General features: G+C 71.3%; 12 protein-coding genes and 1 pseudogene. 5 read left to right on the top strand and 8 right to left on the bottom strand.

Features of this window, described 5'->3' with window-relative positions:
* The coding region (locus GUY60_RS24470; RefSeq protein ID WP_161701378.1) for an FAD-dependent oxidoreductase at positions 1-1,637 on the bottom strand (1,637 nt) is incomplete at its 3' end.
* 256 nt (positions 1,638-1,893) lie between these two features.
* Between GUY60_RS24470 and GUY60_RS24465 the strand changes: the two genes are divergently transcribed.
* The gene (locus GUY60_RS24465; RefSeq protein WP_161701376.1) at positions 1,894-2,562 is read left to right on the top strand and encodes a histidine phosphatase family protein; all 669 of its coding nucleotides are present in this window, start codon (positions 1,894-1,896) and stop codon (positions 2,560-2,562) included.
* Positions 2,563-2,643: 81 nt separating this feature from the next.
* On the opposite strand, the gene GUY60_RS24460 is transcribed toward GUY60_RS24465, so the two are convergent.
* Positions 2,644-3,312, bottom strand: coding sequence for a LysE family translocator (locus GUY60_RS24460; protein WP_161701386.1), 669 nt, complete (start codon positions 3,310-3,312; stop codon positions 2,644-2,646).
* A gap of 196 nt (positions 3,313-3,508) precedes the next feature.
* Between GUY60_RS24460 and GUY60_RS24455 the strand changes: the two genes are divergently transcribed.
* A complete protein-coding gene (locus GUY60_RS24455) occupies positions 3,509-3,889 on the top strand; it encodes a VOC family protein (protein ID WP_161701374.1) in 381 nt (126 codons plus the stop codon).
* Between the two features lie 76 nt (positions 3,890-3,965).
* Here GUY60_RS24455 and GUY60_RS24450 read toward each other — a convergent pair whose 3' ends face one another.
* Positions 3,966-5,129 carry an SGNH/GDSL hydrolase family protein gene (locus tag GUY60_RS24450; RefSeq protein WP_246235581.1) on the bottom strand — a complete coding sequence of 388 codons (1,164 nt, stop codon included), beginning with the start codon at positions 5,127-5,129 and terminating at the stop codon, positions 3,966-3,968.
* A complete protein-coding gene (locus GUY60_RS24445) occupies positions 5,126-5,686 on the bottom strand; it encodes a YciI family protein (protein ID WP_161701372.1) in 561 nt (186 codons plus the stop codon). Before GUY60_RS24445 ends, GUY60_RS24450 begins: the two co-directional genes overlap by 4 nt.
* Positions 5,687-6,024: 338 nt before the next feature.
* Here GUY60_RS24445 and GUY60_RS24440 point away from each other — a divergent pair, with 338 nt between their 5' ends.
* The 3 genes from GUY60_RS24440 (at position 6,025) to GUY60_RS24430 (ending at position 8,429) form a co-directional block, all read left to right on the top strand.
* Complete coding sequence (locus GUY60_RS24440) at positions 6,025-6,555, top strand: hypothetical protein (protein ID WP_223178729.1); 531 nt, start codon at positions 6,025-6,027, stop codon at positions 6,553-6,555.
* Positions 6,556-6,559: 4 nt separating this feature from the next.
* Positions 6,560-7,633 (top strand): peptidase, encoded by a 1,074-nt coding sequence (locus GUY60_RS24435; protein ID WP_161701370.1) that lies wholly within the window; start codon positions 6,560-6,562, stop codon positions 7,631-7,633.
* 280 nt (positions 7,634-7,913) lie between these two features.
* On the top strand, positions 7,914-8,429 hold the full coding sequence (locus GUY60_RS24430; protein WP_161701368.1) for a hypothetical protein: 516 nt from the start codon (positions 7,914-7,916) through the stop codon (positions 8,427-8,429).
* A gap of 115 nt (positions 8,430-8,544) precedes the next feature.
* Here GUY60_RS24430 and GUY60_RS24425 read toward each other — a convergent pair whose 3' ends face one another.
* The 4 genes and pseudogenes from GUY60_RS24425 to GUY60_RS24410 all read right to left on the bottom strand — a co-directional run.
* Positions 8,545-9,687, bottom strand: coding sequence for an FG-GAP repeat domain-containing protein (locus GUY60_RS24425; RefSeq protein WP_161701366.1), 1,143 nt, complete (start codon positions 9,685-9,687; stop codon positions 8,545-8,547).
* Between the two features lie 202 nt (positions 9,688-9,889).
* Complete coding sequence (locus GUY60_RS24420; RefSeq protein WP_376771317.1) at positions 9,890-11,071, bottom strand: cytochrome P450; 1,182 nt, start codon at positions 11,069-11,071, stop codon at positions 9,890-9,892.
* Positions 11,072-11,466: 395 nt separating this feature from the next.
* The gene (locus GUY60_RS24415; protein ID WP_376771316.1) at positions 11,467-11,901 is read right to left on the bottom strand and encodes a hypothetical protein; all 435 of its coding nucleotides are present in this window, start codon (positions 11,899-11,901) and stop codon (positions 11,467-11,469) included.
* Positions 11,902-12,118: 217 nt separating this feature from the next.
* Positions 12,119-12,471 (bottom strand): annotated as a pseudogene (locus tag GUY60_RS24410) (hypothetical protein); the annotation flags it as partial.

Genomic DNA, 12,471 nt, shown 5'->3' with positions numbered 1-12,471 from the left:
GGGGTGGGGCGTGCGGCTTGTCCGGCGGACCAAGTGGCGTACCCGCCATCGAGGTTGGTGACCGGACGGCCGGTGAGCTGGGTGAGCAGCCGGGCGGCGGTGTGGCCGCGCAACCCGACCTGGCAGTGGACGATCAGCGGCGGTCCTGCGGGGATCTCGTCGATACGGTCGCGCAGTTCGTCGACGGGAATGTTCACCGCGCCGGGGATCGTGCCACGGGAGTGTTCGGCGGCCGTGCGCACGTCGATCAGCGCGGCGCCCCCGGCGAGCGCCTCGTCCAGGTCGTGCCACTGCACCGCGGTACCCGTGCCGGTGGAACGGTTCTCGGCGATCAGACCGGCCATGTTCACCGGGTCCTTCGCCGAGCCGTACGGCGGGGCGTACGCGAGTTCCAGATCGGCCAGGTCAGGTGCGGTGAGGCCGCCCGCCATCGCGGTGGCGATCACGTCGATGCGCTTGTCCACACCGTCGGCGCCGACGGCCTGGGCGCCCAGGATGCGCAGGTCGGCCGGGTCGTAGAGGACCTTGAGCGCGATGGGGGACGCGCCCGGGTAGTAACCCGCGTGCGATCCGGGGTGCAGGTGCACGGCCTGGTGGGCGCGGCCCGCCGCGCGCAGCCGCTTCTCGTTCCAGCCGGTCGCGGCGGCGGTCAGGCCGAAGACCTTGACTACGGCGGTGCCGGTCGACTCGCGGGCCCGCACGGGCCGTCCCGCGATGGCGTCGGCGACCAGGCGGCCGTGCCGGTTGGCCAGGTTGGCGAGCGGGATGAGTGCCGGTTCGCCGGTCAGGGCGTCGGGCTTCTCCGCCGCGTCACCGACCGCGTACACATCCGGGTCGCTGGTGCGCTGCCGCTCGTCCACGGCGATCCCGCCGCGCGGGCCGATCAAAAGCCCCGCGTCGCGGGCCAGTTGGACATCGGGGCGGACGCCGATGGCGAGCAGCACCAGATCGGCAGGCAGGGTGCGGCCGTCGGAGAGCGTGACGTCGTGCTCGCCTACGGCGGCCAGGCTCGTACCGAGCTCGACCCGGACACCGTGGTCGCGCAGTTCGGCGGCGACCGGGGTGGCCATCTCGGGGTCGAGCGGCGGCAGCACCTGGTCGGCCAGCTCGACAAGCGTCACCGTGAGCCCGCGCTCGCGCAGGTTCTCGGCCGCCTCCACGCCGATGAAGCCGCCCCCGACCACCACGGCGGAGCGCGCGCCGCCGTCGAGGTCGGCCGCGATCCGGTCCACGTCGGACACATCGCGCAACGTGCGGGCCCGCTCGGCACCGGGCAGCTCGGGCACGAACGGCCGGGCACCGGGGCTGAGGACGAGGCTGTCGTACGACTCCTCGTACTCGCGGCCGCTGTCCAGGTCGCGGACCCGGACCGTACGCGCCGCGCGGTCCACGGCGACGGCCTCGGTGCGCACCCGCACATCAAGGCCGAAGCGGGCCCGGAGGGCTTCGGGGGTCTGCAGCAGGAGGGCGTCGCGGTCGTCGATGGCCCCGCCCAGGTAGTAGGGCAGTCCGCAGTTCGCGTAGCTGACGTGGGCGCCGCGTTCGAGCACGACGATCTCCGCACGCTCGTCGATACGCCGCATCCGCGTCGCGGCCGACATCCCGCCCGCTACGCCACCGACGATGACGACCTTCATGGTTCCTCCTGGCATGTTGCGCCTCACTGTACCCCCGGGGGTATTTAAGAATACGGGTGGGGGTATCTGTACTGGTGTTCTGTAACGAGTGCGGGGGCTGGGCCATTCCCTGGGGCTCGGGTGGGCGTGCGTGGCGCGGGGCACACCGGGCGCCGGGACGGCCGGGTGCAGGGACGGCCGTGTGCAGGGCACGTACAGCCCGGTGGTGCCACAGTGGAAGCCCACGATCAGCCTCTCTGGAGACAGACCCGTTCTCATGCGCCTGCTGTTGATCCGCCACGGTCAGACCCCTTCCAACCTCAAGCGGCTCCTTGACACGGCAGAGCCGGGGCCCGCGCTGACCCCGCTCGGGCAGCAGCAGGCGGCGGCTCTGCCGGAGGCGCTTGCGGGGGAGGAGATCGGTGCTCTCTACGCGTCGACGCTGATCCGGACGCAGCTCACCGCCGCGCCCCTCGCGGCCCGGACCGGGCTCGAGGTCCAGGTGCGTTCCGGTATCCGGGAGCTGATCGCGGGCGACCTGGAGATGCGTGGTGACGAGGAAGCCATCGCGACGTACATGGGCACCGCTTTCGCCTGGTCCGCGGGCGACACCGGGCTCCGTATGCCGGGTGGGGAGATCGGTGTGGAGGCGCTGGGGCGGTTCGACGCGGTGGTCGAGGAGGCGGCGGGTACGGGAGCGTCGACGGTGGCCATGGTCAGCCACGGTGCCGCGATCCGGATGTGGACGGCGGCACGGGCCGAGAACATCGACGTCGACTTCGCCACCGCGCACCTGCTGCGCAACACCGGTGTCGTCGTCCTCTCCGGCTCCCCGGACGAGGGCTGGTGGGTCCACGCGTGGGCCGGCCGGTCCCTCGGGCCGGAGAACGGTGCCCCCGGAACGAGCGGGCCCACAGGGGAAGTTGTGGACGGCGCGGACCTCTGAGCGCGGGCACCGCGAGCCGGTCGCCGTCGGGCGGACAGCACCGCGAGCCGGTGACCGTCGGGCAGGCAGTGCCCCGGAACGTCAGTCCTTGCGCCCCGTCACTGCGACCGTCACCCCGAGGCCGATCATGGCGAGCCCGCCGACACCGCCGACCAGCGAGAGCCGCCGCGGCGAGCGGGCGAACCAGTCCCGCGCGGTGGCGGCGGCAAGGCCCCACGCCATGTCCGAGGCGACGGCGATGAGGTTGAAGACCAGGCCGAGCAGCAGCATCTGACCCGCGACCTGCCCCTGACCGCGGTCGACGAACTGCGGCAGTACGGCGGCGAAGAACACCAGGGTCTTGGGGTTGGTGACACCGACCGCGAACCCCTCCCAGAACGTCCGCGCACCACCCCGCGTACCGCCTGGCGCAGCGCCCGGCGTACCGCCCGCACCAGCCCCCGTCACCGCGGAGTTCAGCGCACCCCGGTCCCGCCACGCCTTCACGCCGAGGAACACCAGGTAGGCGGCGCCGGTCAGCTTCAGTGCGGTGAAGACGAGGGTCGACCGCTCCACGATCGCCCCGACACCGAACGCCACGGCCACGATCAGCACGTAGCAGCCGACGGTGTTCCCGACGACGGTGGTCAGCGCGGCCCGGCGGCCCTGCGCCAACGCGCGCCCGATCACGAACAGCACGCTGGGGCCGGGAATCACGATCAGCAGGAACGACATCGCCGCGAAGGCGAGCAGACGGTCGGCAGACACCATGAGGCTCATGCAAGCACGGGAACGGCTCCCGGCTCCAGCGGTTTCCGCTCCGCCCGGCACGGCCACAACTCCCGCCGCCGACAGCCCTGTTGGGGCCGCCCCGGGTTGCTCGGGGCCGCGCGAAAACCGATCGCCCGCGCCCGCCTCCTCCAGTACGGTCACGGGGTCGATCCCCGACCGAGAGCAGGTTGCGTCCATGGCATGTCGTATCAGCGAACTCGTACTCGGCTGCCGAGAGCCCGAGGTGCTGGCGCGCTTCTGGTGCGAGGTCCTGGACTTCGTCGTGCTCGACCAGGAAGGCGAGGACTGCTACGAGATCGGGCCCCGCGAAGGGTTCGGCGGCCCGCAGGCGACGATCATCCTCAGCCGCAGGGACGAGCCGGAGCCGGGGAAGTCCCGCCTGCACATCGACGTCAACGCCACCGACCGCGACCAGGACGCCGAGCTCGAACGCCTCCTGAAGCTCGGCGCGCGCCCGGCCGACATCGGGCAGTCGGGCGACGAGCCGTGGCATGTGCTGCAGGACCCCGAAGGCAATGAGTTCTGCCTGCTCAAGGCCCGCCTCAACCCGCTCTGACACGGCGGCACTTGGCGGAGTACGGTCGGCGCGATGGCCTGGAGCTTGTCGAGCGCATGATCAGGCGAAGGCCGCCTCACCGGAACGGACCGTCCTGCACGAAGGCGTGGGCGGCGAAGCGCTCGCCCATGCGGCGGTACGCGGCGGCCGTGGGGTGAAGGCCGTCTGCCAGGTCGTCCGCCTCGTCCGGCCCGAGCAGCTCTCGTCCGTCGAGATAGTGAAGGTGGGGATCGGACACCTGCCGTGCCGCGACGATCCGGGCCAGCTCGGCACGGACCACCGTCAGCGACAGTGCGCCGCCGGCCACATCGGCCGGGTCGCCCAGCGAAGCGATCCTCCCGTCCGGTCCCGTCCTGGTAGGGCCGGGAACCTGCTCAAGGGCCGGACAGCTCACCGGGGAGATCAACAGCAGCGGGGTGTCCGGGTGACCGTCCCGGACCGTGTCCAGAAATCCGTGCACCGCCGGGCCGAACGTCCGCAGCCGGAAGGCGGACAGGCTCACGATGTTGATGCCCGCCTTCAGGCTGATCAGGTCGGCGGGCAGGTCGCGGATCGTCCGGGCGACATACGGATCGAGCAGCGCGTTGCCCGCCTGGCTGAGGTTGATCACCTCCACCCCGCCGAGCGCGGCTGCCACCACCGGCCAGGTCCCGGTCGGGCCGTCGGCCTCGAGGCAGTGGCTGATGGAACTGCCGTGGTGCACCCAGCGGTTGCGCCCATCCGGCAGCGGCGCCAGCACGTCGCCGTCAGCGCGCAGTGCCACCAGTTCCGTAGGGGTCTGCTGGGGAAGCCACAGCTCGACGTTCTTCATGCCGGCCGGCAGTCCGGCGAACCGTACGGTCCCGGGCTTGCCCGGGACGAGTCGCTGCACTGACCCGGGGCCCGCCATCCGCAGCACATGGCCCACCGGCGCCTGCCGACGCCCGGCCAGGGCACCGTCCACCAGCAACTCCAGCATCCCGGTCGGGCGAGGGTGGGGGTCGGCGTCGAGCTGGCCGGTGGAGGTGAGCACCTCGAACTCCAGGGCGCGCGCATCGGTGCGGAACACCAGACGCACCCCTGACGGCATCACGGTCACCCCGTAGACCGACGGGTCCTGGTACTGCTCCTTCGTCCAGGCGGGCAACCGGCGCGGCATCACCCCTGCCGCTGTGGTCTCCAGATCGAGGGCACCCCGCAACTCCACCGGCCCGCCCACCAGTTGAACCGCCCGCATCGGCCCGGTGTCTCCGTAGTTCATCGACGCCCGCCGAACTCCCAGTCGTGGACCTCGATGTCCGCGTACCGGTCCTGAGCCAGGGCGGCGCGTGCCGTATCCGGGTCCGGGGCCCTGAGCAGCGCCGCCGTACCCAGCCAGGTGTCGCCGTCGTCGGACAGCAGCGGCCCGTACGCGATCAGATCGTCCTGGCCGGGCGGCGGAGCGAGGTCCGCGGCGAGGTCTGCGGCCGAGCCCTCGCCGAGGCCGAGCACCAGGTACCGGTTGCCGCCGCTCCGGCCACCGGGAAAGTCCCACATGGTGCGCCCCAGCACGTTGCGCCACCGGCGCAGCAGCACGTCCCGGTACGCACCGGCCTGGTAGCCGGGCTCGTCGAAGGCGAACGCACGGGCAGCGGCGGGATCGGGCAGATCGACGATATGCACGCTTCCCGTGGGCGTTTCGCCGTCATCGGCGAAGGTCGGACCGCGAGCGATCAGCTCCTTCGCGTACCGGTCCATGTAGGACCAGTGCTCCTCCAGCAACTCCTCGCGTAACGCGAGGGATCCCGGCCGGTCGCGGTGGTAACAGAAGTACTCCATGGCCACAGACCCTTCCTCACCAAGGTCACCATCTCAACCGGCTTTCGGCGCCGAAGATCCCGCGTTCCGGGTTGGGGCATTCCGAGGCGCGCCGGACTCGACGCGGCGGTGGGCCTCGACGGCAGGGGCCAGGGGAAGGGTCTCGACCTGCCCCGCCACCTCGATGCCGGGTACGAAGGGGAGCGGTACGTCGGCCACGGTGCGCTCCGATAAAAGGATCAGCCCATCTGGACGGCTCCCGTCACCCGAAGGGTGGTCGCCACGCGCGCCCCGCCCGCGCGGGCCTCTCCGCCTCCCCTACGGTGACGGGGCTCTGTCGGCTGTTCATTGGAGGAACCGTGCGTCTGCCTCGCCTTTTCATCGCCTGCGCGGTGGTAGTCACTGCGGCTTCAGCGCAGCCGGCCGCCGCGGACACCACACAGGACACCACGACCACCTTCGCGGTGACCGCGACGGACGGCATCAACATCACCGCCCCGGCCAGCGCGACGCTGACCGACGCGGCGCCGGGGGCCACCGCCACGGGCCAGCTGACCGCGATCCGCGTCAACGACCAGCGTTCGGCCCTCGACAGCAACTGGACGGCCACGGTCAGCCTGACCACCCCGTTCACCACGGGCGGCGGCACGGCGAGCGAGACGATCGGCGGCGCCAACGTCGACTACGACCCGGGGACCGAGGTGAACCCGGTCAACGGCCCCTTCACCGCGGGCAGTGCGGCCACCCTGGCGGCCACCCGTACGGCGTTCTCGCGTACCAGCGGCAGTGGCGACAACGCCGTCAGCTGGACCCCCACGGTGTCCGTGCGCGTCCCGGCCAACGCGGTCGCCGGTACGTACACCGGCACGCTGCGTCATTCGGTTGCGTGATCGCTTGCGTCACGGATTCCCCCGCACGCTCACCGGGCTGTCGACCGCGGCGGTGCTCGCCGCCCTGTCGCCCACGTCCGCACCCGGTCCGGCCACCGCCGCGACCCCCGAGCGCGCGGTCTCAGCCAGCTCAGCGTCAGCCGCCTCGTTCGCGCAGCCGGATCCGGGCCTCCTCGGTATCCGGCTGCTTGACGCCCCGGTCGTACGGCGCGACGACCCGCGCGCTCTGACGTACATCGTCGATCACCTGGAGCCGGGCACCACCATCGAGCGGCACGTGGAGATCAGCAACAAGACGCCCCTGACACGCGAGGTGAAGCTCTACCCCGCCGCCGCGACGATCACGGAGAACCGCTTCACCTTCGCCGAGGGGCAGCAGCAGAACGCGCTGACGGGCTGGACCACCATCCAGCCCGGCCACCGCAAGATGGGCCCGTACGAGCGGTTCACGGCAACGGTGCGGATCAAGGTGCCCGTGACGGCGAAGCCGGGCGAACGGTACGCGGTCCTCTGGGCCGAGAGCGCCTCGCAGCCCAAGAGCGGCGACAACATCGGCATCATCAGCCGCGCCGGCATCCGCACCTACCTGGACGTCGCCAACGGCGGGGAGTACTCCGACTTCCGCGTCGACAAGGTCAGCGCCGCCCTCAGCAAGAAGGGGCGGCCGCAGGTCGTCGCGAGGGTGCAGAACACCGGGAAGCGAGCGGTCGACCTGGAGGGCAAGCTCGACCTCGAGGACGGGCCGGGCGCGCTGAAGGCGGGCCCGTACCACGTCACGCCCGGTACGACGCTGCCGCCCGGCGGGCGCGGCACGGTCACCGTGAACGTCGGCCGTGGCCTGCCTGCCGGGCCGTGGACGGGAAGGCTGCAGCTGAGGAGCGGCGAGGTGCGGCACTCGGTCACCGCCAAGCTGACCTTCCCGCAGGCCCCCGGCACCACGGTCAGCGCCCAATTGCTGAAGGCCGCGGGGAACTCCACGTGGTACCTGGCGGCGGGCGGCGCGGCGGTGCTCCTCGTCCTGGCGGTACTCCTACGACGCAGGTCGCGCAGGCGCGGGCGGACCGGCGCCGCGTCCTGACGCGGCGGTGACTCCGGGGAGCGACGGTGACTCCCCGGGAGTGAAGGTGGCTCCGGGGAGTGAAGGGATACCGCCGAACTGGTGGGACGGACCGGTAGTCGGCCCTGGAGGCAGCCCACGGTGTTGCAGCCTGGGGCGGAGCTGGGCGGACGGACCCGGAACTGCCTTAGGGGACAGCATGGTTGATCACTCCGACAAGGGCACGGCCACTACTCGGGCGCGCTCGGTGCGCAGCCGGAGAGCCCGCGGGGGGCCGAGGGCCGGGAAGGTGCTCATCTGCTTGAGTGCCCTCGCGCTCATCGCGGCCTCCCCGGTGCACGCGCGGCCCGGACAGGGTGCCCCGCACGCCGTGTGGGCTGTGCCGCGGGCGGTACTCGGCCCCTCGGTCACCGTCCCGGTCTCCGCGAACCTCGGCACCACGAAACCCGGTACGACCGTCACCGTGAATCTGGGCTCGGTGACCGTCTCGAACGTGACCACGCGCGGCTGGACCGCCACGGTTTCGGCGACGCCGCTGAAGACCGGCGCAGGCACGGCCGCCCAGACGATCCCGGCCGACAAGCTGTCGTACTGGTCGGGCCCCCTCGTCAGCAAGACCGGGACCGGAACCTGGACTCCGGGGCAGCCGGCCGCGGCCAACGCTCAGGACCTGAACACTCCACGGACGTCCTTCTCCTACTCCACGATCGTGGGCACGTCGAGTTCGGTGACCTTTAGCCCGAAGCTGGTGGTGTCGGTGCCCAGCACCGCCGTGGCGGGCACCTACACCGGCAAGGTGACGCATTCGGTCGCGTAGAGCCGTCGGCCTCATACGTCCGCGGGCGCCCGGTCGTGAACCGGGCGCCCGCGGTGCTGTCGTCCCTTGCGCCTTGACCAGTTGACGCCGGGGTGCTGACCCGGCGTCAACTGCCTTATACGACGGTGCTGTTGATCAGTACGGACACGGTGTCGTCGCCCGTGTTGGCGACCGTGAGGTCGACGGCTCCGTCCTCGTCGAAGTCACCGGACCCCACAGCGAACGGCACGTTGCCGGTCTCGTGATCGGACCTGTCGCCGAAGGTGCCGTCCCCGGCGCCTTGCAGCACCGTCACGGAAGCCTCGGCCGCGTTGCCGGCGGCGAGGTCGAGGTTGCCGTCCTCGTCGAGGTCCGCCACCTCAAGGGACAAGGGCGCGGCGCCAACGCCGTACTCGGTGTGCGTGCCGAAGGTGCCGTCCCCGGCGCCCAACAGCACCGAGATGGTTTCCGACTCCAGGTTGACGACGGCGAGGTCAGGGGTGGTGTCCCCGTCGAAGTCACCGGCCACCGTCCGCGCCGGCTGCGCGCCCGTGCCGTACTCGGTGTGCGTGCCGAGGGTGCCGTCCCCGGCGCCGAGGAGCACCGACAGCGTGTTCCCGCCGACGTTGGAGGTGGCGACGTCGAGGTTTCCGTCCGCGTTGAAGTCGCTCACGCTCACCGAGTACGGCACGCTGCCCGCTCCGTACTCGGTGTGGGTGGGGAAGGTGCCGTCCCCGGCGCCGAGGAGCACCGAGACGGAGTCCTCGGCCGCGGCGGAGGTGACCAGGTCGAGGTCGCCGTCCTCGTTGAAGTCGCCCACCTCGACCTTCGACGGCATGGTGCCCGTGTCGTACTCGATGTCCGGGTCGAAGGTGCCGTCCCCGTTGCCGAGCAGCACGGACACCGAGTCGCCGAAGGCGTTGGCCAGGGCCAGGTCGAGGTTGCCGTCCTCGTCGAAGTCGTCCGTGGTGACCCCGGCAGGGTTGTCCCCGACCCCGTAGGTGGTGGGGGAGCCGAAGGTGCCGTCGCCCGCGCCGAGCAGTATCGACACGGCACTGCCGTCGTAGTCGGCCAGGACCTGGTCGACGTTCCCGTCCTCGTTGAAGTCGGCCACTGCGACGGACTGCGGGCCGTCGCCCGCCGCGTAGTCGACCTTCGGCTCGAACGTGGCCGCAGCCATGGCGCTCTGCGGTGACACGATCAGGACCAGCGCGGAGAGCAGCGCCACCACTGCCGTGCGCGCACCGTTTCTTGCTTGTACATCCCGCCACTTCGGCATCGTCAGATGCCTCCTCGCACTCGAATTTCTGCGATCCGGTTGCCCGTTGTCCGGGCATGCGGTAAGAGCTACTCACCTCTTTCCGCTCCTGGCGAGCTTTCACGCGCGCTGCCACCCCCTGGTGTGGCGGAAATAGGTCGACCGGTCGCAGGTGCGCGGCTGATACGACAAGACGCAACCGTCAACTAGCCTCCTGCGCTGCCTAGTTGTCCCAGGTGACCGGCAGAGCGTGGACGCCGTAGATGTTCATGTCGGACTTGACCTTCACCTCGGCCGCGGGGACGTCGAGCCGGAGGGTCGGGAAGCGGCGGATCAGGGACTCGAAGCCGGCGCGCATCTCGATACGGGCCAGTTGCTGGCCGAGGCACTGGTGGACGCCGTGGCCGAAGGAGACGTGGCCGCGGGCCGTGCGGTGGATGTCCAGGGCGTCGGGGTCCTCGAAGCGCAGCGGGTCGCGGTTGGCCGCGAGGAGGGAGACGACGACGGTGGAGCCCTCGGGGATCGTCTCGCCGCCGAGTTCGATGTCCTCCGTGGCGTAGCGGTAGAAGATGTCGGCGATGGACAGGTAGCGCATCAGCTCCTCGACCGCGCCGGGCATCAGGTCGGGGGCGGCGCGCAGTTGGGCCAGCTGCTCGGGGTGCTCCAGGAGGGCGAACGTGCCGAGGGCGAGCATGTTGGCGGTGGTCTCGTGGCCCGCGAGCAGCAGCAGGAACCCGATGCCGGTCAGTTCCTCGACGCTGAGGTCCTCGTCACGGGCCAGGTCGGAGAGGATGTCCTCACCGGGGTCGGCGCGCTTGCTGACGACGAGTTCGGCGAGGTACGTGCTCAGGCCGGTCCACGCGGCCATCTTCTCCTCGAGGTTCACGTCCTTCTCGAGGAACTTCGCGGAGTGGCGCTGGAAGGTCTCCCGGTCCGCGTACGGGACGCCGAGCAGCTCGCAGATCACCAGGGACGGCACCGGCAGCGCGAACTCCTTCACCAGGTCGACGGGCGGGGCGAGTTGGGCCATCTCGTCCAGTTGCCGTTCGACGATCTCGGTGATGTGGCCTTCGAGCTGCTTCATGCGCTTGACGGTGAAGGCGCCGGTGAGCTTGCGCCGCAGCCGGGTGTGGTCCGGCGGGTCCATGGCGATGAACAGCCCCGGCACCTGCGGGGACGGCTCGGTCGGCGCGGGCATGCCGGGGGTGTCGTACGGCACGTGCGGGACGCCGATGTCCTGGCGGGAGGAGAACCGGGTGTCGGCCATGAGCCGGCGGACCGCCTCGTAGCCGGTGACGAGCCAGCCCTCGTGGCCGTCGGGGAAGCGCATCGGGCTGACCGGGCGGGTCTCGCGCGCCTGGGTGATCTGGCGGGGCGGGTCGAACGGGCCGGCGTCGCGGTCCATGGGAAGGCCGTTCTGGAGGGGGGCCGTGTCGGTCATCGTGTGCCTTTCGTGGCGGTTGACGCGGTGGCGTGCGGCGGCGTTGGCCCCGACGGAATCCGTCGGCGCACCTGGCGTTCCTGGCGTACCTGGCGTACCTGGCGTTCCGCTGTGGGCGGGGTGCTTCAGTGGTGCCATCATGGCGCACGTGTGGCGCCATTGCAAGGCGTTATGGCGCGCCATGGCGTGTGGGGGTGTGCCAGGGGTGCCGTGCGGCGACTTCGCCGAAATCGCGGCCGGTGCGCTGGTGGGGCCTGGGCGTATGACCTGTCGGTGCCCCGCGTGCGTGTGCCGTAGTGGCGCCCGTGCCCCGTGCGGGTCGGCCGGGGTGGCGCCACTGTGGCGTCATCGCCGCGACGTCATCGCCGTGACCGCCCGTGCAGGGTCAGGTAGAACGTCTGCAGGGATTCCTCAGGGCCGAGCTCGAAGCGGTTGAGGACCTTGCCGAGGGGGTTCCAGACGCGGCCGTCCGGCATACGTACGCCCACGGACTGGGAGAAGTACGCGCGTTGGGTGGCGTCGAAGTCCACCCACACCGCGCCCGCGCGCCGCACCAGGACCTCACCGACGTAGGCCCCGATCCCGAACAGCGCGCTCGCGGCGTGTTCGGGATCGGGGCCGTTCTTGCGCAGGCCGCTGACGACGAAGTCGACGACGCGGAGGCTGGCGACGCTGTAGTCGAGCGGGAGCGCGTTGCGCCTGGTGGCGTGGGCGACGAAGGCCGCCGCGTGCGCGGCCATCGCGTCGGCCGCGGGTCTCGCCGAGCGTCTCCCGCTCTCCTTCATGGTGCCCATGTGCCTGTGCCCGTCCCTCGATCGGAAGTCCGGGGAGTCGCGTCGTGCAACTCCCCGCACCTTTCCTGCGGTTGAGGCACCACAAGCGTCACGCGATCAGCACATGCTCCTTGTCACACCCGCAAGTCCCGTCCGGCGTACAACCTTTCGGCCGGGCGCGCGTCGGGTGCGGGTCGGGCATGGGGCGAGCGCGGGTCGGGCACGGGTCGAGCTCGGCTCACGGTCGGGCGAGCTGCACCGTCGCGGTCCGCTCGACCGCCACCGTGCCGCCGTAGTTCGGGTCCTGGGTGAAGGCCTGCGCCCGCACCGTGGCCCCGCCCCGGCCGAACGGGGTGTCACCGGTGGGCGTCGGGCTCGCCGTCCAGGCCACGGCGCGGCCCGGCTCGCACGGCACCGAGGTCGAGTACGGGCCCGTCACCGTGGCGCCCTTGACCACCTGGGTCACCTCGCCCGCGACCGACACGTCGACCGGCTGGGTGCAGGTCACCGTGCCGTGCACCGTGGCCGAGCCCTTCGGGTCCGCCGTACCGTCGGCGGCTATGTCCACGCCCAGCTGGAGTGCGGCGGGGG

This window comes from Streptomyces boluensis (assembly GCF_009908195.1).
Taxonomy (GTDB): Bacteria; Actinomycetota; Actinomycetes; order Streptomycetales; family Streptomycetaceae; genus Streptomyces; species Streptomyces boluensis.
Note: the sequence above shows the minus strand (reverse complement) of the source record. Positions and strands in the feature narration are given on the sequence as shown.

Coding starts and splice junctions, on each gene's coding strand:
- GUY60_RS24425 (WP_161701366.1), bottom strand. CDS start 9,687: ATGCCGAAGTGGCGGGATGTACAAGCAAGAAACGGTGCGCGCACGGCA.
- GUY60_RS24415 (WP_376771316.1), bottom strand. CDS start 11,901: ATGGGCACCATGAAGGAGAGCGGGAGACGCTCGGCGAGACCCGCGGCC.
- GUY60_RS24420 (WP_376771317.1), bottom strand. CDS start 11,071: ATGGACCGCGACGCCGGCCCGTTCGACCCGCCCCGCCAGATCACCCAG.
- GUY60_RS24465 (WP_161701376.1), top strand. CDS start 1,894: ATGCGCCTGCTGTTGATCCGCCACGGTCAGACCCCTTCCAACCTCAAG.
- GUY60_RS24460 (WP_161701386.1), bottom strand. CDS start 3,312: ATGGTGTCTGCCGACCGTCTGCTCGCCTTCGCGGCGATGTCGTTCCTG.
- GUY60_RS24450 (WP_246235581.1), bottom strand. CDS start 5,129: ATGAACTACGGAGACACCGGGCCGATGCGGGCGGTTCAACTGGTGGGC.
- GUY60_RS24455 (WP_161701374.1), top strand. CDS start 3,509: ATGGCATGTCGTATCAGCGAACTCGTACTCGGCTGCCGAGAGCCCGAG.
- GUY60_RS24445 (WP_161701372.1), bottom strand. CDS start 5,686: ATGGAGTACTTCTGTTACCACCGCGACCGGCCGGGATCCCTCGCGTTA.